Origin of the sequence: Myxococcus sp. CA056 (assembly GCF_013336715.1) — a bacterium.
Lineage (GTDB): Bacteria > Myxococcota > Myxococcia > Myxococcales > Myxococcaceae > Myxococcus > Myxococcus llanfairpwllgwyngyllgogerychwyrndrobwllllantysiliogogogochensis.
In genome coordinates this window covers 366308-389365 of record NZ_JABUMT010000004.1, presented here as the reverse complement: position 1 = coordinate 389365, position 23058 = coordinate 366308, and the positions used below count along the sequence as shown (strand labels likewise).

Annotated in this window: 15 protein-coding genes; 8 read left to right on the top strand and 7 right to left on the bottom strand. The window is 69.7% G+C overall.

The annotated features are described in order from the left end of the window. Nucleotides 1-42 precede the first annotated feature (42 nt). A complete protein-coding gene (locus tag HUA76_RS19940; RefSeq protein ID WP_174457204.1) occupies nucleotides 43-1842 on the top strand; it encodes a CotH kinase family protein in 1800 nt (599 codons plus the stop codon). A gap of 16 nt (nucleotides 1843-1858) precedes the next feature. On the opposite strand, the gene pbpC is transcribed toward HUA76_RS19940, so the two are convergent. Together pbpC and HUA76_RS19930 are read right to left on the bottom strand one after the other, a co-directional pair. Next, the gene (gene pbpC, locus HUA76_RS19935; protein ID WP_174461801.1) at nucleotides 1859-4231 is read right to left on the bottom strand and encodes a penicillin-binding protein 1C; all 2373 of its coding nucleotides are present in this window, start codon (nucleotides 4229-4231) and stop codon (nucleotides 1859-1861) included. Between the two features lies 1 nt (nucleotide 4232). Then, nucleotides 4233-9974 (bottom strand): alpha-2-macroglobulin, encoded by a 5742-nt coding sequence (locus HUA76_RS19930; protein ID WP_174461800.1) that lies wholly within the window; start codon nucleotides 9972-9974, stop codon nucleotides 4233-4235. A 261-nt stretch (nucleotides 9975-10235) separates the two neighbouring features. Here HUA76_RS19930 and HUA76_RS19925 point away from each other — a divergent pair, with 261 nt between their 5' ends. Continuing rightward, nucleotides 10236-10958, top strand: a complete 723-nt coding sequence (locus HUA76_RS19925) for an RNA methyltransferase (protein WP_174461799.1) — start codon at nucleotides 10236-10238, stop codon at nucleotides 10956-10958. Here HUA76_RS19925 and HUA76_RS19920 read toward each other — a convergent pair. After that, on the bottom strand, nucleotides 10955-11191 hold the full coding sequence (locus tag HUA76_RS19920) for a hypothetical protein (protein WP_141645967.1): 237 nt from the start codon (nucleotides 11189-11191) through the stop codon (nucleotides 10955-10957). The genes HUA76_RS19925 and HUA76_RS19920 overlap by 4 nt on opposite strands. Before the next feature lie 124 nt (nucleotides 11192-11315). Further along, nucleotides 11316-12314, bottom strand: a complete 999-nt coding sequence (locus HUA76_RS19915) for a DUF1028 domain-containing protein (protein WP_174461798.1) — start codon at nucleotides 12312-12314, stop codon at nucleotides 11316-11318. Nucleotides 12315-12441: 127 nt separating this feature from the next. Here HUA76_RS19915 and HUA76_RS19910 point away from each other — a divergent pair, with 127 nt between their 5' ends. After that, the gene (locus HUA76_RS19910) at nucleotides 12442-12666 is read left to right on the top strand and encodes a hypothetical protein (RefSeq protein WP_246137501.1); all 225 of its coding nucleotides are present in this window, start codon (nucleotides 12442-12444) and stop codon (nucleotides 12664-12666) included. 48 nt (nucleotides 12667-12714) lie between these two features. Here the strand turns inward: HUA76_RS19910 and HUA76_RS19905 are convergent, their stop codons facing one another. Next, complete coding sequence (locus HUA76_RS19905; protein WP_174461797.1) at nucleotides 12715-13719, bottom strand: alpha/beta hydrolase family protein; 1005 nt, start codon at nucleotides 13717-13719, stop codon at nucleotides 12715-12717. Between the two features lie 150 nt (nucleotides 13720-13869). Between HUA76_RS19905 and HUA76_RS19900 the strand changes: the two genes are divergently transcribed. From HUA76_RS19900 to sthA, 4 genes are all read left to right on the top strand, one after another. Then, on the top strand, nucleotides 13870-14676 hold the full coding sequence (locus tag HUA76_RS19900; protein WP_174461796.1) for a pseudouridine synthase: 807 nt from the start codon (nucleotides 13870-13872) through the stop codon (nucleotides 14674-14676). Nucleotides 14677-14787: 111 nt separating this feature from the next. Then, nucleotides 14788-16611: a right-handed parallel beta-helix repeat-containing protein gene (locus HUA76_RS19895; RefSeq protein ID WP_254614348.1), complete on the top strand. Its 1824-nt coding sequence runs from the start codon at nucleotides 14788-14790 to the stop codon at nucleotides 16609-16611. Between the two features lie 94 nt (nucleotides 16612-16705). After that, nucleotides 16706-18505: an acyl-CoA thioester hydrolase/BAAT C-terminal domain-containing protein gene (locus HUA76_RS19890; protein WP_174461795.1), complete on the top strand. Its 1800-nt coding sequence runs from the start codon at nucleotides 16706-16708 to the stop codon at nucleotides 18503-18505. Between the two features lie 36 nt (nucleotides 18506-18541). Then, the gene (sthA, locus tag HUA76_RS19885) at nucleotides 18542-19948 is read left to right on the top strand and encodes a Si-specific NAD(P)(+) transhydrogenase (RefSeq protein ID WP_141645972.1); all 1407 of its coding nucleotides are present in this window, start codon (nucleotides 18542-18544) and stop codon (nucleotides 19946-19948) included. 3 nt (nucleotides 19949-19951) lie between these two features. Here the strand turns inward: sthA and HUA76_RS19880 are convergent, their stop codons facing one another. Further along, complete coding sequence (locus tag HUA76_RS19880; RefSeq protein WP_141645973.1) at nucleotides 19952-20278, bottom strand: hypothetical protein; 327 nt, start codon at nucleotides 20276-20278, stop codon at nucleotides 19952-19954. Nucleotides 20279-20335: 57 nt separating this feature from the next. Beyond that, nucleotides 20336-20698, bottom strand: coding sequence for a nuclear transport factor 2 family protein (locus HUA76_RS19875; RefSeq protein WP_174461794.1), 363 nt, complete (start codon nucleotides 20696-20698; stop codon nucleotides 20336-20338). A 213-nt stretch (nucleotides 20699-20911) separates the two neighbouring features. Here HUA76_RS19875 and fusA point away from each other — a divergent pair, with 213 nt between their 5' ends. Next, complete coding sequence (fusA, locus tag HUA76_RS19870) at nucleotides 20912-23026, top strand: elongation factor G (RefSeq protein WP_174457212.1); 2115 nt, start codon at nucleotides 20912-20914, stop codon at nucleotides 23024-23026. Nucleotides 23027-23058 lie beyond the last annotated feature (32 nt).

The following is a 23058-nucleotide window of genomic DNA, read 5'->3' as shown; positions in this document are numbered from 1 at the left end:
CGTCTCCCTCCATGAGGCACGAGCCTTGCTCAACACCCGGCGATGACTCGCTCACGACTCTTGCTCTGCCTTCCGGTGATGTGGCTGTGGGCTTGCGGCTCTGGAGCCCCGTCCTCGCCCACTCAATCGCCTCCCGTCATCATCGAGGAGCCGCCTCCAACAAATCCGCCCGTGGAACCTCCGCCGGTGGACCCGCCCCCCGTGGACCCTCCGCCCGTGGGCCCGCCTCCGGTGGACCCGCCCCCCGTGGACCCGCCTCCGGTGACGCCCGAGGCCCAGCGGCCCTTCACGATGCCAGCCTTGCAAGCGAGCGTGCCCGAGTACGAGCTCATCATCCCCGAGGCGGCGATGAAGAAGTTCGAGGCGGACGTGTGGACGCCGGAGCAGGACGCCGTCTTCAAGGCGGGCGGGACGACGTATCAGGTGAAGGTGCGCCTGCGAGGTGCCTCCGCGCGCTACTTCCCGAAGAAGAGCTGGAACGTGAGCTTCGAGAAGGACGCCCGGTTCGAGGGACGCACGTCACTCAACCTCGTGGCCGAGTACGCCGATGCGACGATGCTGGCGGAGAAGATGGCGTTCGACTTGATGGCCGCGATGCGCGTGCCCGCGTCCAAGGCGACCTACGTGCGCCTCAAGCTCAATGGCCAGTACCAGGGCGTGTTCCTGGACATCGAGCAGGTGAACAAGGCCTTCCTCAAGGCCCACGCCTTCGCGGACGACGATGCCACCATCTACCGGTGCGGCTGGAAGGACTGCGAGCTGAAGACGTGGAAGGTGCCCTACCAGGGTGACTGGACGAAGAAGACGAACGAGCAGCAGCCGGACGACGCGCTCCTCGCCATGCTGGACGTCATCAACCACACGCCGGAGCCCCAGTTCGCCGAGGCACTGGAGAAACACCTCCAGCTCGAGCACTACCTGCGCTCCATGGTCCTGGACGCGTTGATGTCCAACAACTTCGTCGAGGACTCGGAGAGCTACTTCATCTACGACCGGGCCGTGGCGAAGTGGTCCTACGTGCCCTGGGACCTCAACAACGTGGACGCGCGCTGGTGGTACCTCAATCCCGTGGAGGGAATGAGCACCAGCTCCAACAACATGCGCCACCCGCTGTTCAACTTCACGCTGACGGACGCGTGGACGGAGAGGATGTACCTGCAGCGCAAGACGGAGACGCAGTCCTATCCCGGCTACCTGCCCGTCTTCTCCAACCTGGGCACGCGCGTGCTGGCCAACCCCGCGCTGCGTGAGCAGTTGGGCGCGCGGCTCGACAAGGCGCTCGACGAGCTGTTCACCCCCGAGGTGATGAACCCGTACATCGACGCGCTGCACGCGCTCATCACCCCGCACATGCGTGGAGCCCCGTACACCGACTTCGCCCAGTTCCAGGCGGGCCGCGACTACATGAAGCGCTACGTGAAGGAGCGCCGGACCTTCGTGGAGAAGGACTGGGCGCGGCTGAAGGCCCAGGGCTCGCCCCTGGTGTTCGAGGCGTTCGACCCGGTGGCGGGCTGGGTGGACGTGGGCAACCGGGGCACGGTGGCGCTGTCGCTCAAGGGCATGGTGCTGACCACGAACCTGCGGGTGAGCCTGGCGCAGAGCGACCATGCACCCACCCTGGTGAGAACCCCCGTGGGCGCGGTGCTGCCGGACGTGACGGTGGCCCCGGGCGCGAAGGTGCGGCTGAAGCTCTCCGAGCTGGGCATCCAGTTGATGCCCAAGGGGGAGCTGGGCCTGTTCGATGGGAAGTCCGTCGTGGGCGTGAAGGACTTCCTCTTCTACGGCGCGCTGCGCGCAGGTCAGCAGTACGAGCGCGGCGACAAGGGCTGGGAGGTCCGCTGAGCCGGAGTGCTTCGCTTTAGCGCCGCTCGCGGACGACGAGCGTGCGCTTCGCGCTGAGTCCCCGGTCATCCGTGACGAGGATTTCGTGGGAGCCCACCGAGGGCTTCCACCACATGCGCTCGTCGGCGCGCGCCGTTCCCAGGAGCGCGCCGTCCACGAACCAGGTGAGCGCGCGCTCGTGGGAGGCCTCCGCCTCCAGCGGCATCTCCTGCTGCTCCGGAGGGACTCCGGGAATCAGCAGCGCGATGTGGCCCTGGGCGGGCGAGACGATGCTGGGCGCGGCGCGCTCGCCACCGGGCTCACAGCCGGGCGCCGCCGAGGGAGGCTCCGGCAGGCGGCGGTGCTGCTCCTCCAGCCAACGGCGGATGGTGGCGGGCCAGGTGACGAACACCCGCGACTCCGTCTTCCGCCCGGCGCGGCAGGTGGGCCCCACCGCGAGCCCGGAGGCCACGTCAACCTCCACGTGCTGGTGGTAGGGACAGCGGGCGGTGGGCACCGCCGAGCGCCGCGCGTAGACCTCCTTGCGCTGCGTGCAGGCCTCCGTCGGCAGATGTCCCGAGTACGCGCAGACCTCCACGCGCATCAAGTCGTCCGGCGCATTCACTTCATCCTCTGGCAGCGAGCGACCCCGGGGACCCACGCCTTCGAGGATGTCGAACAACAGGGGGCCCGCCGCATCCGCGCCCACCAGGTGCACGCTCGGCGAGTGGTCGAAATTTCCCAGCCACACCACCGCCGTGTGCCGAGGCCCGGAGCCCGCGGCCCACGCGTCCCGGTGCCCGAAGCTCGTCCCCGTCTTCCAGTGCACGCGCGCGGGCAGGCCCGTCAGCCGGCGCCGCTCCGGAAAGTCCGGCCGGTCCTTCAGCGACAGGGCCTTGCGCGTAAGCCACGCCGCCCCCGGAGACATGACCTCCACGGGGGACTCCACCGGCTGCCCTTCCTCCAGCAGGCGCAGCGGCCGCGTGCGGCCATCACCCGCGAGCGCCACGTACACCCCCGCCAGCTCCAGGGGCGTCACCTCGATGCCGCCCACCGCCGCGGACAGGCCGTAGTAGCCGGGCTCCGGGACGAGGCTTGCGACCCCCGCAGTGCGCAGCGAACCCAGGAAGCGCTCCACGCCCACGCGCTCCAGGAGCCGCACGAAGGGCATGTTGAGCGACTGGGACAGCGCGTACTCCAGCCGCACGAGGCCCAGGAAGCGGCCGTCGAAGTTGCGCGGGGCATAACCGCCGTACGTCGTGGGGATGTCCGCCACGAGCTGCTCCGGCCCCACCAGCCCCAGGTCGATGCCCATGGCGTACAGCAGCGGCTTGAGCGCCGACCCCGGAGAGCGCGGCGCGGCGAAGCCGACAATCTGTCCGCCGTGTTTCTCGTCGAAGAAGGCGAAGTTGCCCACCAGCGCGAGCACCTCGCCCCGCTCGCGCTCCACCACCACGGCCGCGCCGTTGTGGACGCCGCGCGACGTCAGGTCCTTCGCCCCGTCGCGCATCACCCGCTCCACCAACCGCTGCGTGCCGGCATCCAGCGTGGTGCGCAGCCGCGTCTGCCCAGGGCGCTGCGCCCGGAGCCACACCGCCGCGTGCGGGGCCTCGCGAGGAAACGCCTTCAAGTCCAGGGGCACGGCGGAGGCATGCACCTCCGCGAGCACCTGCTCGGCCGACACCGTCGCGCCCTCGGGGCCGCGTGGGAGGGCGTGGGCCTCCAGCAGCCGTCGGGCCACGTCATCCCGGGCCGCGCGCAGCCGGGCGCGGTTCTCCGTCGTGGGGAAACGACGGTTGGGGTTCTGCGGCACCGCCAGCAGCGTGGCGATCTCCGCCGGACTCAGGTGGGCCGCCGTGTGGCCGAAGTACGCGAGCGCCGCGGCCTCCACGCCCTCCACGTTGCGACCGTACGGGACGAACTGGAGGTAGGCGCCCATCACCTCCTGCTTCGTCAGACGCAGCTCCAACTGCACCGCGCGAAAGGCCTCCACCAGCTTCGAGGTGAAGGTGCGCGGGCGGGGCTCCAGCATGCGCACCAGTTGCATCGTCAGCGTGGACGCGCCCGACACCCGGCGGCCCCGCGTCAGGTTGAGCACGGCGGCGCGCGCCACCGCGAGCGGGTCCACGCCCGGGTGGGAATAGAAGCGCTTGTCCTCCAACGCGAGCAGGGCCCGGAGGTACGCCGGGTCGATGCGCTCCGCCGGAGCGGCGATGCGCCACCGCTCGTCCGGCGCGAGGAAGACATGCGCCGGAGTGCCATCGCGGTACTCCAGCACCACCGAGGGCGGTGCGGAGAGCCGCGACGGCAGCGGCAACACCCACGCCGCCGCCACCCCCACCGCCGCGAGGCCGACGAGCCCCACGGCGAACCACACGAGCTTCTTCAGGAGGTGGCGAGCGCGGCGCATATCAGAGCAGGCTGTCCTTCCACGGGCCGGACACCTGCACCGTGCCACCCCCCTCACGGGCCCAGATGCGCGGGTCGTACATCGCCTCGGCCTCCGCCGTCGGCAGGGTGAAGGCCCCCGCCGTCACCGCGCGCACCGCGTACACGATGCTCTTCGACTCCCGAGCCCCGAGCGCGCCGAAGACCTCCATCCGGTCATCCCGGATGTTGACGTAGTCCGGCGTCCACAGCGCGTCCGCGGCCACCCAGTCCACCGAGCCGCCACGCCCCAGCCGCGCGTTCTCGATTTCCCAGCCCGCCGGCAGTCGGTCCACCAGCGCGATGTTCTGCACCCGCTCGTGCGTGGTGTTGGTCAGCGTCAGCTCCACGTAGATGAGCTCCGCCAGGGCCAGGGGCGACGCCTGAAGCTTCAGCTCCGTGCCGTCCTGCTTGCGATAGGTGCGCTTCAGCGTGAGGCCCTCGCCTCCGGTGCGCACCTGTCCGTCCGCGCGCACGCCCTCGCTGCTCAACACGAGGTACAGCTTCCCCGCGTCCTTCGACTTCACGTCGAGCTGGAGCTGCTTGCGCTCGCTGGCCCGAGCCAGGGCCCACGTCCGGTCCGACGCGCGCGCGTCCTTCGCCTGCAGCGACGCCACGTCCTTGCCGTCCACCGTCAACACCGGCGGAGTGAACTGCGAGGCCGCGCCCTGCAGTCGCTTGCCCAGGCCCGTGATTCCCCACACCAGCTCCTGCGTCGTGTACCAGCTGCTCGTGTGGGCCTGGAGGGACTCGGCCACCATGGCCGCCAGGGGCTCCCCCGCGGCGGAGTTGCCGAAGAGGTCCTGGTACGTGCTCAGCATGAAGCCACGGCGCCGACGGTCCGAGTAGAAGGACCAGCTGTTCTTGCGCTCGTCGGTGACGGGCGACAGGTCCGGGGTGCGCAGCTCCTTCTCGTAGCGGCGGTCTCCGGCGAGCCACAGGCCGGCCTTGAGCATGTAGTCGTCCTCACGCTCCTGACCATCGAGCGCGCCCTTCTTCGACTTCTCGGCCAGCGTCTCCACCAGCTTCAACATGCGCGCCTTGCGGCCCTTGCCGGACACCGCCAGCACGTAGTGCATGTAAGCTTCTTCGCTGTTGATGCGGCCATCCGAGCGAACCGCGGCGTTCTCGTAGGAACCCATGCGGCTGCTCATCCACTGAATCGCGTCGTTCAGCCGGTCCTGCGAGACGGGGTACTTCAGCTTCTGCGCATCGAGCAGCATGTGCGTCGCGTACGCGGTGCCCCACTCCACCGGCTCCGTGGAGCCCGGCCAGTAGGAGAAGCCGCCCGAGGACGTCTGCATGGACAGCACGCGGTTGATGCCCGCCAGCACCATGTCTCCCACGGAGCCCTTCTGGGTCAGCGTGGGGTCCACGGTGTCCACCAGCTCCGACACGAAGAGCAGCGGACGCGTGGAGGACGTCGTCTGCTCGATGCAGCCATAGGGGTACTGGACCAGGTACGACAGGTGCTGGAGCGACTGCGCATAGGGATTGGTCGTCACCCACAGCGTGGAGCGCTCCGTGGTGGGCACCCAGCCCTGGAGGTGCTTGGAGAGGTCCGTCACGCCCTCCGCCAGCTCGATGCGCTGCACGCGCCGCTCGCGGGGGCCCGCCGGGGACAGCGGCACATCCAGCGTCTCCTTCGACGTGTAGCCACCGCCTTCCACCACTACGCTCAGCCGCGCGGCGCCCACCGCCTGCACCGCGCGCGCCTGGAAGACGAAGGTGGTGGACTTGCCATCCTCCAGCCGGGCCCGACCCTCGCTCTTGCCCAGCAGTTGGAGCGGCGACGACGCCGTCGCGGGCTGCAACAGGCCCGGCACCGGCAGCGACTCCGCGCCCAGCGTCACCTTCACGTCCTGCTGCTTGCCGGACAGGTTGGTGACGAAGACGGGCACCTGGATTTCGTCGTTCTGCGTGAGGAAGCGAGGCAGCGTCGTCTGGAGCACCAGCGGGTCTCTCACCAGCACCTGCGCGCTCGCGCGGCCCAGGCGCTTGGGGCCGGCCGTCACCACCATCACCCGCACCGCGCCCCGGTACTGCGGAATCTGGAAGGGCAGGCGCAGCTTGCCGCTGGCGGGCACCAGCACCACGCCGCTCCACAGCGCCACGGGCTTGACGGGCTGCACCCGGCCACTCGCATCGCTCTCCGCGTCACCACCCGTGGAGCGCGAGTTGCCGCCGGGCGGCACGAGCAGCGTCCAGCCGATGGTCTCGTAGGTGCCCACGCCGAGCGCGCGCTTGGTGAAGATCTGCTTGAGCGGGTCCGGACTCTGGAAGCGCGTGAGGGAGAGGATGCCCTCGTCCACCACCGCCACCGTGGCGAAGGTCGGCCCCTCCAGCGCCCCCAGGTCCAGGTCCACGTTGAGCGTGTCGTTGGAGCGGACCTCCTTGGGCACGTTCAGCGTCACGGCTTGCGTGAAGTCCACGGGCTCCAGCGTGACGCTGGCCACGCCGAAGGCGCGGTCCGGCATGAACGCCTCGCGGGACTCCAGATGCGGGTCCTTCACGAGGAAGGTGCTCACGTAGACGTTGGGCGCGAACTGCTTGGGCGTGAAGGTCCACGTCACCTCGCCCGGCTCCACGGCCTTCCACTCGGTGGCGAGCACGCGGTCCGTCTCCGCCGTGAAGAGCATCCGGCCCTTGTACGGAGCCTTCACCTTCACGGTGATGGCCTGGCCCACGCGGGCCTGCGCCGGCACCGCGACATCCAGCGAGGTGGGCTTGAGCGGACGCGGCGTCTGGTCCACGCGCGAGCCCTCGCCCCACCAGTAGTAGCGACCCTCGCCCTCCAGCTCCAGGTCCGTCTGCGCATTGCCGGAGCGCACGCGCACCAGATAGCCCGCGGCATCTCCGCCCGGCGTCACGCTGAGGGAGAAGCGGCCGTCCACCACCTTCGCCACGGCGCTGCCCTCGCGAATCGGCCGCAGGTAGCGCTGGTAGCGGTCATACCCCTCCGACTCGTCGTAGTAGTACCCGTACTCCTCCTCCAGGCGGACGTACTCGACATCCACCGACTTGGGCGCCAGTGAGCCGGACGTGACGACCTTGCCGTCCCAGTCCACCACCACGCCAGTCACAGTGAAGGGCTTGCCGGCCTTCACCTTCCCGACGCTGGCCTGCAGACCCACGTAGTAGCGCTCCGGGTGCACGGGCACGCTGGCCTCGTTCACCGTGGAGCGGCCACTGCCGGACTCGAAGACGCTGACCAACGCGCTGAGCTTCGCCGCGCCCCGCAGACCGCCCATGGCCGCCTGCGCCGGGCAGTTGAGGACCGCCTGGCCCTTCGCATCCAGCACGCCCTTGGCTTGCCCCAGCGTGACGGGACGCGGCTCCTTGCCGTCCTGGCGCCACAGGCCGTAGGTGAACTGGGCGTTCTGCTTCGGCTTGAAGTCCGACGGCAGCAGCCGGCAGTTGAGCTCCACCGGGCTTGCCTCCGCCGAGCCTCCGAAGAGATACGCGGCCTCCACTGCGACGGGCAGCTCCACGCCCTGCACGTAGCCGGGGGCCTCGGTGGTCGCGGTCACCTTCATGCGCTCGGGGACGAACTCCTCCACGCTGAAGGCGTAGGAGGCCACGTCCCGGTCCGCGACCTTCAGCGTCACGCGGTAGCGGCCCGTGTCCTGGAACGCCTCGAAGGGAATGTCGAGCGAGACGAGACCCGCCTCGTTCGTCTTCAGCGGCACCTTCTTCCACTCGCGCTCTCGCGCATCCACCACCACCAGCTCGACGGGCATGCCCGTGGGCGGCGCCAGGTCATCCTGGCCGCGCAGCACGGCGGCGACGTGCGCCGTGTCTCCCGGGCGATACACGCCCCGGTCGGACCAGAGGGAGGCGCGGTAGGCCTTCTCGGAACGGTAGGGCTCCCCCTGCACGTCCGAGTTGGCGATCTCCATCTTCAGCTCGCTGTACTTGAGGTACGTCAGCTCCTCGCCTTGACGGGCGATGAGCGCGAAGGGCTCGCTGTCGTCGGCGCCCGCCGCGGGCACCTTCAGCATGCACCCGTCGGCGCCCTTGGTGACGCAGCGGTCCACCGACTGGCCGCTCTTCTTCACGAGCGTGACTTCGACACCGGACACCGGGTCGGTGCTCTCGATGCCGAGCGCCCAGACCCACACCTCGCCCCGGTCCGTGGAGCCGGGCGCGGGTCCGCCCCGCTTCGCCACGAGGCTCAAGTCCGTGAGGAGGATGCGCGAGGCCGCCTGGAGGTCATCCTTCTTCACGGAGACCTCCACGAGTCCGCGCGTCGTGGACGGCACCAGGTTGGCCACGTCCACGTAGGTGGTGGTCAGGGTGTCCGCGGGGGACTGGAGGGCCAGCGTCTTCTTCACCACCACGTTGGACGTGCGCTCGTCGGCGACCTCGCGCTGGTCGTCGCTCATCCAGAAGACGAGGTTCTCCGGCGGCACGTTGCGGATGGTGAGCTCCACGTTGTCCAGGTTGAGGTGCTGCAGCGGCAGGTTGCGCCACGCGCTGCGCGGCAGGTAACGCCCCGCCGAGGAGAACGAGAGCTGCGGCTGCCGGGCCGGGACGGAGAGGTCCTCCACGAAGTCCGCCAGCAACGTGCCGTTACCCAGGGACGTCGTCCCCGCGCCGATGCGCAGCGAGTACACGCCGCGCTTGAAGTCACCGAAGATGCGGAAGCCGCGCCGCGAGGGGGCGACGGACACCTTCACCGGCGGAGTCAGGTGGATGGCGGCCTCGGCCGTGGCATCGTCCAGGACACAGCCCCGGTTGCTCGAGTCCCAGTAGAACTCGTCGTAGTCCATGTTCTGCCGAGGGCTCGGCGGAGCGGACATCTCCACGTCGCGGCAGCTCACTTCCAGGTAGTGCCCGGAGGCCCCGCTCTGGCGGGCGATGCCGGTGATGTCCAGCCGCTTGCCACCGCGAAGCACGAAGGTGGACTCCGCCGCGGGTGCGCGCGCCTTCCCGTCCGTGGCCGAGGCGAGCCCCGCCTGGAGGACGAAGCGCACGGTGGCCCCGCCCTTGAGGCCCGGGTGGGCCAGCTGCGCGGTGACGACGTCACGGCTGCCGGCCACGGTGCGCCACTTCACGTCGGTGATGGCCTGTCCTCCCACCTGGAAGGAGCCGCGCGAACGCAGGGCGCTCGGCTCCACCGGACCGGAGAACGCGAGGTCCAGCTCGACGCGGCCCTTGAGCAGGTCGAACTGCTTGGGCTCCATGCGGAGGAAGCGGAACGCGGGCGTCGTGAAGCGATGGGTCCACGCCCCTTCGGAGGGCGGCTTCACCACGCCAGCGTCCGTCTCCAGCGACTCCACCGTCACGGTGTATTCGGTCTCGAAGGCGAAGCCGGTGCCCGTGGCGCTGAACGTGAGCGTGGACGGCCCGCTCCATTGCAGGTTGCCCGCGACACGGGGCGCGATGTTGACGATGGTGCCCGGCTTCACCTCGCCATCCGGCGGGCGCAGCGAGCGGGCCAGCTCGATGACGACGCGCTGGGGAAGCACGCTCTCGGTGCCCGGCGCGCTGATGATGGGCGTCACCGACTCCGGCTTGACGGGCACCGGCGCCGGGGCGGCGGCGATTCCGGCGTCTGTCCCCGTCACCCGCGGAGCCTCGGTGGTCGCCGGCGGAGGCGAGGTCGCGGGTTCCTTCTCCTTCTGGCAGCCCGCGAGCGAGGTGCCTACCAGCAGCACGGCGAAGAGCCAGCCCGCGCGTGTCGCGCGGTGCGGCGTGGTCAGGACTGAAGACTGCGAACCCATGGTTCCTCCGGAGGTACCAGCTGTTCTTCACGTGACGTGCCGACGGCGCGCACGTCTGGAATCGAGGGGGGTGTGGTCGAACGCACACGGCCGGGACGCGGCCCCCACGCGTCCCCGAGCCCGCATGGTGTACCCGGAGCCACACTCCCGGTGGCCTCCGCGCCCTCACCCGGCGGTCGATGGCGTCACGCTATAGGGGGGCCCCGCGCCCGGGTCAACGGCCCAGGCCCGAGCCCCGGAAGACGCTAAGGTGCCCCGCGCATGGTGCTGCCCGTCCGTTTCGTCCTGATGCGTCCGCGCAACGCGGAGAACCTGGGTGCCGCTGCTCGGGCGTTGAAGAACTGTGGCCTCTCGGATTGGGTGTGGGTGACGCCCGAAGTGGAGGATTTGACGCCCGCGCGCCGGCTGGCGGTCCATGCCGAGGATGTTTTGGACGGCGCCCGCCGCGCCGACACCCTGGAGGAAGCCATCGCCGACTGTGTCTGGGTGGTGGGGACCAGCTCGCGCAAGGTGGAGGGCAAGCGACGACTGCCGCCGCGCGCGGTGGGTGAGGAGATGGTGACTCGCGCGACGCAGGGCACGGTGGCGGTCGTCTTCGGAGATGAGCGCAGCGGGCTCACCAACGCGGAGGTGGAGCGCTGTCACGACCTGTCGGCCGTGCCCACCGCTCCGGAGCAGCCTTCCATCAACCTGGCGCAGGCGGTGCTGCTGTATGCCTATGAAGTCCGCGTGGCCACGCTTGCGGAGCACGCGCCGCCACCGGGGCCGCTGCCCGTGGCGGCCACGGACACGGAGCTGGCGCAGGTGGAGTCGACGCTGGGGGGCGTGCTCAGCTCGGGCGGATTCCTCATCGACGAGCAGCCGGGGCGCACGGCCTTGAGAGACCTCTTCGCGCCACTGCGTCGCTCACGGCTCACGCGCAAGGAGGCGCGGCTGTGGCTGGCCGCGCTGCACACGCTGCGCAAGCACCGGCCCTCGGGTTAGACGGAGCGGGTGGAGCGGCGTGGCCGCGACGTCGGTGGCGGACCTCGATGCCTGCGCGACAGGCGCACCGAGACCCACGCGAAGACGGCCGCGGCGATGACGAGGAGCGCGACCCAGTACCAGTAGCTGGGACCGCTGGACTCCTCGGGTGAGAGGGACACGTCCTGAGGCACCTGTGCCAGCGCCATGAACGGGACGAGCAACGCGAGCAATGGGGCCGGGGGGATGCGCATGGGTGTCCTCGTCTTGAGAACCTCTCCATCGCGCTCGGTGGACACAAGCGCTCGCGCCCGCCATCCCACCGAGAGGAATCCCCAACGCTCGGGCCCTTGCTCCCTGTGCGGCTGAGTCCGCGATTCACTTCGCGGGCTTCGGCTTCGTGCCCGCCAGACGGGAGAGGAGCTTCGGGTCGTCCGGGAGGAGCCCCGCCGCTGGCAGCCGGGTGACGAGTTCCCGCCACCGGGGGTCGGCGGCGTACGTGCGCTGGAGCAGCGGGAGGGCTTCATCCACGCGGCCCACGCCGACGAGTGAGATGGCGTGCCAGAAGACCATCTCCATGTTTCCGGGAGCGAGCTTCTCCGCCGAGGAGTACGCGGCGAGGGCCGCGTCGGTGTCCTTGTGCTCGAGGGCGAGGTCTCCTTCGTTCATGAAGTTGTACGCGCGCTGGAGGGTGACGAGGCGACGGAGTTCCTTGAGGGGCTCCGGGTGGTCCTCGATGCGCAGGTCGAAGCGACGGTCCTGCCAGGGACGGCCGGTGGACTTCGCGGAGACGACGATGAGGGCGGCGGATTGCTTGCCCCGGATGTCGCCGCCCTGGGCCTCCGCGGCTTCGAGCGCGGTGAGCATGCGCTCGGCCAGGTCGCCCTTCGAGTCGCGGTACGCCTGGGACATCGCGGGCCAGACGGTGGCCTTGTCCATCATGTTGGCCTGAACGGAGAAGCCTTCGCCCACGACGTGGCCAGCAGCGGCGATGCAGCTCCTGCCGGTGTGCGCGGAGACGCGGCCCTGCGCGTCGACCATGGCGACCTGTCGCACGTTGCTGGCGGAGTCCGCGGCGAGCAGACCGTTGAGGGCATCGGGAGCGCTGCGTCCGGCGCGCATGAGCTCCAGGCCCAGACGACCGTAGGACGGGTCCACGAAGGACTGGGTGGCGACAGCGCCGACGCCAGCCTCGGCCCAGGGCACGGTGGCGCCCACGGAGAACCAGTGGGACTGGACGGCGACCCCCAGGTCTCCCGTCACGGGGTCTCTCGCGACGATGGAGTAGGTGTGGACGGGACGGCGCGGGGTGATGGCTGGCTCGGCGGCGACGGCGGGGAGCGTGAGGAGGACGAGACAGGCGGCGAGGCGGGACATGGCGGCTCCTGCGGGCGAGGAGGCGCAGGGTGGGCGAGCGGGCGGGCGACCGCAAGGCCCGGCGCGGCACGCTCGGGGGACGGCCCTACCTTTCGGGAGGAGTCCTGAACCCGCGAGAGGAGCACGCATGGATCACATGCCCTACGAGTCGATGGTGGTGGGCGACGATGAACCGGGACGCGGCGGTGGCCAGCCCCGGAAGGACGAGCGCGAGGAGGAGGCTCCAGGCCGCACGCCGCGGAAGGCCGAGGGCGACGAGCAAGAGGCAGAGCGGCGGAGGCCTGAGGATGAACCGGGCAAGACTCCGGGCATGTCCGAGGGCGAGGACCCGGACACGATTCGCCGCGAGTAGCGGGGTCACTCGCCTCCTCACGAGACGTGTTGCGCCAGTGCCCCGGAGTCACTCGCCGGAGCGATGGACCGCGTCTCGAATCGCTCCGCGCAGCGCCGACCCAGAGGTGATGAGCGCGGAGATGTGGCCCGCGTCCAGGACGCGCAGCTCGCTTCCGGCCCAGTGCGCGTGAAGCGCTCGCGCCTCGGACAACGGCACGAAGGCATCCCTCGCGCACGCCACGATGACGGCGGCGCTCGGCTTCGCGGGCGGCGGCAAGAGACACGCATTCGCCGCGTCCAGAATCGTCGCGAGCCGCAGCCGGGCCTCCGCTTCGTCCGGCGAGCCTCCCAGCTTCTTGAAATCGATGGAGCGCCCGTGCACGCCCTTCGTGAACACGGGCGCGGGTGACGCTCCCGCCGCGAGCGCCGCGACTCCCACGGGCTCCGGCATCGTCGCCGCCGCGAGCGCCGCCATGTAGCCACCCATGCTGTATCCCGCCACCGCGACGCGCTCGTACCCCTCCCGCCGCGCATGCGCCACGAGCGCCCGCGCCTCCTCGATGCTCGCGATGTTCATGTTCAACTGCTCGCTCACCGTGCGGATGTGCGGCCCCTTCTGCCCCGTCGCCCTGCGCGTCCCGTAGAAGGGATTCTCCAGGAAGAACAAGTCCACGCCCTCGTCGACCAGCGGCGCGAAGAGCCACGTCCTGAGCCGGAAACCCTCGTCCCGTGATGAGGCCAGCACCACGCACGCATCCCGCCCGCGACCTCGCGTGGAGGAGAACCACCGCACCTTGCCGCGACGGACCTCCGGAGGCAGCGCCGCCCAGGGCGACTCGAACGCGCCATCCCGGAAGCAACGCCGCCCCCGCGACTGCTCCGCCTCCCAGCTCATGGAGAGCGGGCCAGGCCGGGCGCAGAGCCGGTCCGACAGACCCGGCCCCGTGAACGCCTGCTCGTCCCCCCAGCCGTCACAGAACAGCGAGTGACTCGCCAGCGAGGCGATGAACCCATCCAGCGGATGCATCCGGGTTTCATCCCGGACAGGCGGTGTTCCGGCACGCGAGGTCATGCCCCTGACTCTACGACGACCGCTCCCGGACGTCGGCGGTGAGATGCGCCACGTCGGGGAACTGGTGATGATATGACGCCGCCCTCGCGGCGGGTCGACGACACCCGGTGCTCCCGACCCGCCCTCGCGTCACCTGCCCCCTGGAAGCCCATGCCTCGCAAGTACGACAAGCCCAAGGCCCCTCAGCAACACCAGCGCTGGGAGGGCAAGGAGAAGCCGGACTGGCTGTCGCGCGCGCTCGCCCGAGCAGGCGTGTTCCCCCAGAAGGAGGCCGACGACGCCATCCGCGCCGGCCGCGTCACCATCAACGCGCGCGTCGCGCTCATGCCCCTCGCCCCCGTGCCCCCCGGCTCCGTCGTGCGCGTGGATGGCAAGGTCGTCCCGCTGTCGGCCCCCGCCACGCGCGTGCTCGCCTTCCACAAGCCCGCGGGCGTGCTGTCCTCCACCGTGTCCCAGCACCGCACCGGCACCGTCTTCGAGGTGCTCCTGCGCCAGTTGCCCCCGGACCTGGCCGGCTACACGTGGCACGCGGTGGGCCGCCTCGACGTGGACTCCACGGGCCTCTTGCTCTTCAGCAATGACGACAAGTTCGTCGCCCACGCCACCTCCCCTGACACGCAACTGCCCAAGCGCTACGTGGCCACCGTCTTCAGCACCCCCGACGAAGCGCGCGTGGAGCCCCTCCGCCAGGGGATGACGCTCGACGACGGCCCCGCGCGCCCCGCCACCGTGCGCATCCGCGACGAGCACACCGTGGAGGTCACCCTCACCGAGGGCCGACACCACCAGGTGAAGCGGATGCTCGGCGCCGTGGGGCTCCCCGTGCGCGCCCTCCACCGCGAGGCCGTGGGTGGCATCGAGCTCAACGACATCCCCGAGGGGACCTACCGCCTCCTCACCGAGGAGGAAGTGCGCGACGGCCTGCTCTACTCGGGGCGCACCCCACCGAGCGAGTGACGTCGCGGCGCGCTCGCTCGCGCCACCCACATCCCCGACAGCAAGTGCCACACCGCCCGCGACAGCAGGTTCTCTCGCGGTGAGCCCTCGCTCCGGGCAGAATCCCGGCGCATGAACGCTCTCATCCGGCAGTGGTCCTGCGCTGTCCTGCTGCTTCTCTGCGTCGCGTGTGGCGGAGGAGACGACGACACTGGGGACGACGCGGGAACAGGCGCTCCCGATGGCTCCGTGCTCCCCGACGGAGGCACGCGCGAGGACAGCGGCTCCCAGCCGGACCCCGACGGAGGTACCCAGGCGAACCCCGACGGAGGGGCGACCAGCGCCGACGCCACCGTCCCTGGAGCCATCACCCTCCCCTTCCCGACGCTGCACCACCTGACGGTGGAGTGGGCCTTCTCCGGTGACCCCAACGCGAACGGCGTCGTCTCCGTCCGCTACCGCCCCGTCGGCACGGGCACCTGGCAGCAGGCCCTGCCGCTGCGCCGCATCCCGGCCGGAACAAACGAGGGCTTCAGCTGGGGCTCGCGCCACTCCGGCAGCGTGTTCGGCCTCCAGCCCGGGACGCGCTACGAGTTGGAGGTCACCCTCACGGACCCGGACGGAGGCTCCACCACGCGGACGGAGACGGCGACCACGCGCGCGGTGCCAACCCCCATGGCGAGTGCTCCCGTCAAGGCGGTGACCCCCGCCACCTTCGCCACCGTTGCCTCCGGCGCGCAGCCGGGCGACATCCTCGAGCTGGGCGCGGGGACATACAGCGCGTTCGACTGGTCTCGCAGCGGCACCGAGGGCAAGCCCATCGTCCTGCGCGGCACCACCGGCACCATCCTCACCGGCCCCATCAACCTGTTCAACCAGAGCTACGTGCACTTCGACCGGCTCACCATCAACGGCCGCGTCCGCTTCAACGGCTCGAAGCACTTCGTGCTCACCCGCTCCACCGTCAACGCCACCACCGCGAACGGAGGCGACGCCGTCGTCACCTTCCTGCGCGCGGAGAACGCCTATATCGCCGACAACGTCGTGACAGGTGTCACGCAGTGGGCAGAGGCCTCGCTCGGCGTCAACGGCAACAACCAGGGTGAGGGCATCTGCGTCACGGGCCCGGGCCACGTGATTCTCAACAACCGCGTCACCGGGTTCCGCGACGGCATCTCCCTGATGGAGGACGACGCCGCGGTGGACCAGTACAGCATCGACATCCTCAACAACGACCTCATCGGCAACGCGGACGATGGAGTCGAGGCGGACTTCTGCTTCCACAACTGCCGAATCGTCGGCAACCGCCTCACCAACAACTTCATCGCCCTGTCGTCGCAGCCGAGCCTCGGCGGCCCCACGTACTTCGTCCGCAACGCCGCCTACAACACGGTGCACATCGCCTTCAAACTGTACCGGGGCAGCTCGGGCGACGTGCTGCTGCACAACACCGTGGTGAAGCATGGCGACGGGCTCGGCATCACCGCGGGCAAGCCCGTGGCGAACCTGTACTCGCGCAACAACCTGTTCATCGGCGGACCGGGCGGGTCCTTCAACGGCTACAACAGCGGCAACGCCAACGGGCGGGTGCTCCACATCCCCGACCTGGTCACCGCGAGCGCCAACCTGGACCACGACGGCTTCGGCACCACGTCCGGCAACTTCACCGCCACCTGGGGTGGCAGCGCCCTGACGGGCCTGAGCGCCCTGCGTGCCAGCACCACCGAAAAGAACGCCGTGCAGGTGGACCTCGGAGTCTTCGCCGCGTCCGTCGCCTACCCCGCCGCGCCGATGACGCTGTATGCCGCGCCCGACCTGCGCCCGCGCACGGGCTCGGCCGTGGAGAACGCGGGAGCGCCCCTCGCCAACATCAACGACGGCTTCAGCGGTACGGCGCCGGACCTGGGGGCCTACGAAGTCGGAGCACCCCTGCCCGTCTACGGTCCGCGCTCCTGACCTCACGCGAGACTTGCGCTCGCGCGGGGACGGCTCAGACTCGGGCCTCCCTCCCACTCCAGGGAGGCCCGCAGTCCGAAGCCGAGGCGCTTCCATGACCCGGTATCGTCCCGCTCCGCGCTGGCTCGTCCTCCTGCTGGTGCTGCTCACCACTCCTCCGGCCCGAGCCGAGCAGGAGCCCGCCGCCGCGACGCTCCTCGGCGAACTGCGGAGCGTGACGGACTACGACGCGAAGGCGCCGCTCGACGTGAAGACGGTCCGCGCGCAGCGGCGCGGCGACATCACGGTGACGGAGCTGACGTACGCCAGCCCGAAGGGCGGACGCGTCCCCGCCTACCTCGTCACGCCCCCGGGCCCCGGGCCATTCGCCGGCCTCACCTTCCTGCACTGGGGACAAGGCTCGAAGAACGAGTTCCTCGACGAGGCCCTCTCCCTGGCCCGCTCGGGCGTGGTGTCGCTGCTGGTCGATGCCCCCCATGTCCGCCCGGCCCCCTGGCGTGGTTCGCTCAAGGGCGCGGCCATCTACGACTCGTCCCTTCAAATGCTGGTGGACATGCGGCGCGCGGTGGACCTGCTCGCCTCGCGGCCGGAGGTCGACGCTCGGCGACTGGGCTTCGTGGGCCACAGCATGGGCGCGATGGTGGGCGGCGCCCTCGCGGGCGTGGAGCCCCGGCTGCGCGCCTTCGTCCTGATGAATGGCGTGGGCGACTACTCCAAGAGCATCCGCGAGATGGAGTTGGACAACGAGAAGCAGCTCGCCAACGCGATGTCCAAGGAGGACTTCGCGAAGCTCGTGCGGAAGATGGCGGTGCTCGACGGCGTGGTGGGGGTGGGCCATGCGGCGCCCCGGGCACTCTTCTTCCAGAATGGCCGCTCGGACGCCTGGGTCACCGCCGCGCAGGTCAACACGTTCATCGACGCGGCCACGATGCCCAAGCTCGCCAAGGTCTACGAAGGAGGCCATGAGCTGGGCGACGCCGCGCGCAGGGACCGGGCCCAATGGCTGCGCACGCACCTGGGCTTCGGCGAGGTGCCCGCCTTCGGCCCTCCGATGATTGCCCTCCCCATGCCTCCGGAGCTCCAGGGCCTCCCCCTGCCCGAGTGGACCAAGGCCCGGCCCGTCCTCACCATCCCCGGCATGGAGGAGGTGCAGGTCCGCCGGGCGCTCACGTACACGCGCGCGGGCGGCCGCGACTACAAGCTGGACCTGTACATCCCGGAGGCGGTGTCCCAGGGACGCGTGCCCATCATCGTGCTGGCCCATGGGCTGCTGCACCCGGACCTGACCCCGCTCGTGAGGGACCTGCCCGCCTTCGCCGGTCAGGCCCGCTGGCTGGCCACACAAGGCTTCGCGGTGGCGCTGGTGGAGCTGGGCTCCCCGTCCACGGGCATCGAGAAGTCCCAGTGGCTCACACGCGTCGCCGACCTCCAGAAGCGCGTGGACGCGGCGCTGGCCTTCGTGCGCAAGCAGGCGGCGACGGAGCCGCTCGACGCGGACCGCGTCTGCCTCATGGCCATGTCCGCCGGAGGGCTCTGGGGGCTGTCTCCCGCGCTGAGCAAGGCGCCTCCCGCCTGGTTGCGCTGCGCGGTGGCGTGGTACCCCCTGCTCGGAGGCCCGGACGTGCCCCGAGGCCTCGGGCCCATGGACGGCCTGAAGGCGGCGAACGCCAAGAAGGTGCCGCCGCTGCTCGTGCTGCGCGCAGGCCTGGACACTCCTCCGCTCAACGCCGCCCTCGACGACTTCGTGAAGGAGGCCCGGAGCCGAGGGGCCCCCCTCACGCTGATGGAGCTTCCGGAGGGTCACCACGGCTTCGAGTTGACGGACGACGTGGAGGACTCGCGCGAGGCGATGCGCAAGACGGCCCTCTTCTTCGAGGAACATCTCCTTCCGTGACTTCAAAGGTCGCGTGGCCTCGCGTACCTTCGCCCCATGGTGGACTTTGACCTGGTGGTGATTGGCTCCGGCCCGGCCGGCGAGTGGGGCGCGGTGCAGGCCGCGATGGCGGGCAAGCGCGTCGCGGTGGTGGAACGGGAGTCGGTGCTGGGCGGCACGGCGGCGAACACCGGCACGCTGCCCTCGAAGACGCTCCGCGAGACGGCGCTGCACCTGTCCGGCCTCAAGGCCCGAGGCCTCTACAGCGTGGAGACCACGCTGCGCCACGAGGCCACCGTCTCCGACTTCCTCTACCGCGAGCGCCGCGTGAAGGGCATGGAGCGCGAGCGCATTGGCCACAACCTCCAGAAGCATGGCGTCCAGGTGTTGCAAGGCGTCGGCTCGTTCGTGGACGCGCACACCGTGCGGGTGTGCCGCAAGGGCGCGGAGGACCTCCTGCTCACCGGCTCCGTCATCCTCGTCGCCACCGGCTCCTCCCCGTACCGGCCTCCGCTGTATCCCTTCGGCGACATCCGCGTGCACGACTCGGACGAGGTGCTGGAGATTGGACGGCTCCCCAGCTCGCTCGTCGTCGTGGGCGGCGGCGTCATCGGCTGCGAGTACGCGTGCATGTTCGCCGCGCTGGGCATCCCCGTGACGCTGGTGGAGGTGAAGCCCGAGGTGCTGCCCTTCCTCGACGACGAAATCTCCGCGCTGCTCGCCCAGCGCATGGAGGCGCTCGGCATCCGCCTGCGCTTCGGCCAGACGGTGGAGAAGGTGGACGTGCCCGCCGCGTGCGAGGTGCCCATCCGCCTGACGCTCTCCTCCGGGGAGGAGGTGGACACCGACCAGGTGCTGGTGGCCTCCGGTCGCTCGGCGAACACCTCGGGCCTGGGGCTACAGGACATCGGCGTGAAGCTGGGCGCTCGCGGACAGGTGGAGGTGGGCCCCAGCTTCCAGACGGCGGTGCCCCACATCTACGCGGTGGGCGACGTCATCGGCTTTCCCGCCCTGGCCTCCACCTCCATGGACCAGGCGCGCATCGCCGTGGAGCACGCCTTCACGTTGGAAGGCCCGCAGGCCCTGGCCACGGTGCTGCCCTACGGCATCTACACCATCCCCGAAGTCTCCATGGCCGGGGAGACGGAAGAGGGCCTGCGCGCGAAGCGGGTGCCCTACGTGGCCGGCCGCGCCGCCTTCGCCACCAACCCGCGCGGGCAGATCATCGGAGAGATGTACGGCCTGCTGAAGCTGCTCTTCCACCGCGAGAGCCTGAAGCTCCTGGGCGTGCACGTCATCGGAGAACAGGCCTCGGAGCTGGTGCACGTGGGGCTGGTGGCGATGCTCACCGGCTCCACCGCGCGGCTGTTCATCGAGACCTGCTTCAACTACCCGACGCTGTCGGAGGCCTACAAGGCGGCCACGTTCGACGCGCTGGACCACCTCAAGCACGGCACCGTCTGAGGCTCAGCGGCGGCGGGGAGGATTCACGCTCCCCACGCTCTTCAGACTGCCCACGGTGAGCCCCGAGGGGCTCGGCGCCGTCTCGTGGACCTCGTCCGCGGAGGACCGGGCCAGCGCGCGCGGCGCGGCCCCGCTGTCCACGACTGTCCCGGCGGCACCGCGAAGCAGCTCCCGGGCGCGCTGCCAGCGGACCTTCTCCTCCGCCATCAACCGCGTCAGCTCCTCGCGAGCGGAGCCCTCCGGAAGCTCGGCCGCGGCGGCGGCGACCTTGTCCAGGAAGGGCAGCAGGTAGCCGAAGTCCTTGTCGAAAGCGCTGGGGTTCGTCGCCACGTCCGTCCTCCTCTGGGGCCGCGCCACCCTAGCCCATTCCCAGCGCCAGGGGCCGTTTCAGCCGTGGTACACGCGCGAGGCGACAATCCGGCCCCCGCGCACCTCCAACACCTCCGCCACCGGCATGGGCGCCTCGCCGGGCGAATGGCGCAGGTACTCCATGAAGACACGCTCTCCGTCCGCCGTCAGCGCCGTCTCCTCGTAGCGCAGGCCAGGCAGCCGGGCGATGGCCTCCCTCCACCACTTCCCCAGGGCCGAGCGCCCCACCAGCTGCCCCCCGGTCTCCGGATGCAGCACCCGAATCTTGGGGGACGTGTGGGTGCAGTCCTCGGCGTACAGCGCCACCAGCGCCTCCACGTCGTGGGCGTTGAAGGCGTGCAGCCAGGCTCTGGCCACGGAGAAGTTTTCGCTCGCACTCATGGTTTAGGTACCCTCGGAAGAATTCAGATCGGCCCCTCCGCGCAGCGGGGAGACCGGTCGCCCTGTATATAAGGTGGGCCGAATCTGTAGACAAAGGTGGGAGTATAGGACCCCACCGTCATGCGGATTTGGCTGGAAACCAAGTCCCGTGGGAAGTAAGGGCCCCGCCTGCTCTGTTCCCTCAGGCACTTTCAAGAGAAGAAGGACCGGATCGTGGCCGCCAACGCACCCATCGACAAGATTCGTAACATTGGTATCTCTGCCCACATCGACTCGGGCAAGACGACGCTCTCCGAGCGCATCCTGTTCTATACGGGCAAGATCCATGAGATCCACGAGGTCCGCGGCAAGGACGGCGTGGGCGCGGTCATGGACTCGATGGATCTGGAGCGTGAGAAGGGCATCACCATCCAGTCCGCCGCGACGTACGCGATGTGGGGTGAGTTCAACATCAACCTCATCGACACGCCGGGACACGTGGACTTCACCATCGAGGTGGAGCGCTCCCTGCGCGTTCTCGACGGCGCCATCCTCGTCCTCTGTTCGGTGTCGGGCGTGCAGTCCCAGTCCATCACCGTGGACCGGCAGATGAAGCGCTATCGCGTTCCGCGCATCGCGTTCGTCAACAAGATGGACCGCGCCGGCGCGAACTATGACCGCGTGGCCGCGCAGCTGAAGGAGAAGCTGAACCACCACCCGGTGAAGCTCCAGTACCCCATCGGCGCCGAGGACCGCTTCAAGGGCCTCATCGACCTCATCCAGATGAGGGCGTTCTACTTCGACGGTGAGAACGGTGAGATCGTCCGCGAGGAGGAGATCCCCGCGGACATGCTGGACGAGGCCAAGGTCCGTCGTCAGCAGATGATCGAAGGCGTGGCCGAGGTCGACGACCAGCTCGGTGAGCTGTTCCTGTCCGACGCCGCCATCCCGAACGACATGATCACCGCCGCCGTCCGCCGGGCCACCATCGCCCTGAAGATGACGCCGGTCATGTGCGGCTCCGCCTACAAGAACAAGGGCGTGCAGCTGCTCCTGAACGCGGTCTGCGGTTTCCTCCCGAACCCCAAGGAGGCGACCAACGAGGCGCTGGACCAGAAGAACAACGAGGCGAAGGTCATCCTCGAGTCCGACCCGGAGAAGCCCTTCGTCGGTCTGGCGTTCAAGCTGGAAGACGGCCGCTACGGGCAGCTGACGTACATGCGCATCTACCAGGGCCGCGTCACCAAGGGTGACTTCATCTTCAACCAGGTGAACCAGAAGAAGGTCAAGGTTCCGCGCATCGTCCGGATGAACTCCAACAAGATGGACGACATCAACGACGCGACGGCCGGCGACATCGTCGCGCTGTTCGGCGTCGAGTGCGCCTCCGGCGACACGTTCACCGATGGAACGGTGAACTACACGATGACGTCCATGCACGTCCCGGACGCGGTGATTTCGCTCGCCGTGGCGCCCAAGGACCGCTCCGCCCTGGCCAACTTCTCCAAGGCGCTCAACCGCTTCACCAAGGAAGACCCCACCTTCCGCGTGCACCGCGATGAAGAGTCCGGGCAGACCATCATCCGCGGCATGGGTGAGCTGCACCTGGAGATCTACATCGAGCGCATGAAGCGCGAGTACCAGTGCGAGGTCCAGGCCGGTAAGCCGCAGGTGGCGTACCGCGAGACCATCAGCCAGAAGGGCGAGTTCTTCTACACGCACAAGAAGCAGACCGGCGGCTCCGGTCAGTTCGCGCGCGTGTGCGGCTACATCGAGCCCCTGCCCTCGGACGCGGTGCAGCAGTACGAGTTCGTCGATGACATCGTCGGTGGCTCCATCCCCCGCGAGTTCATCCCCGCGTGCGAGAAGGGCTTCAACGAGGCCATCAAGAAGGGCAGCCTCATCGGCTTCCCCGTCGTCGGGTTGCGCGTGGTCATCAACGACGGCGCGTTCCACGCGGTTGACTCGTCCGAAATGGCGTTCAAGACGGCCGCCATCATGGGCTTCCGCGAGGGCTACGCCGCCGCCAAGCCCATCATCCTCGAGCCGATGATGAAGGTGGAAGTCACGGCGCCCGAGGACTTCCAGGGCTCCGTCGTCGGTCAGCTCAACCAGCGCCGTGGCACCATCCTCTCCACGGAGACGGCCGAGGGCCAGGTGACCGCGGTGGCCGAGGTTCCGCTGAACGCGATGTTCGGCTACTCCACGGACCTTCGCTCCGCGACGCAGGGCAAGGGCGAGTTCACCATGGAGTTCGCCAAGTACACGCCGGTGCCGCGCAACGAGGCCGAGGCCCTGATGGCGCAGTACAAGGAGAAGCTCGCGGCCGAGCAGGCGGCGCGCAAGTAGTCCGCGCCACCGCGACGTCGAGGTTGTAAGGA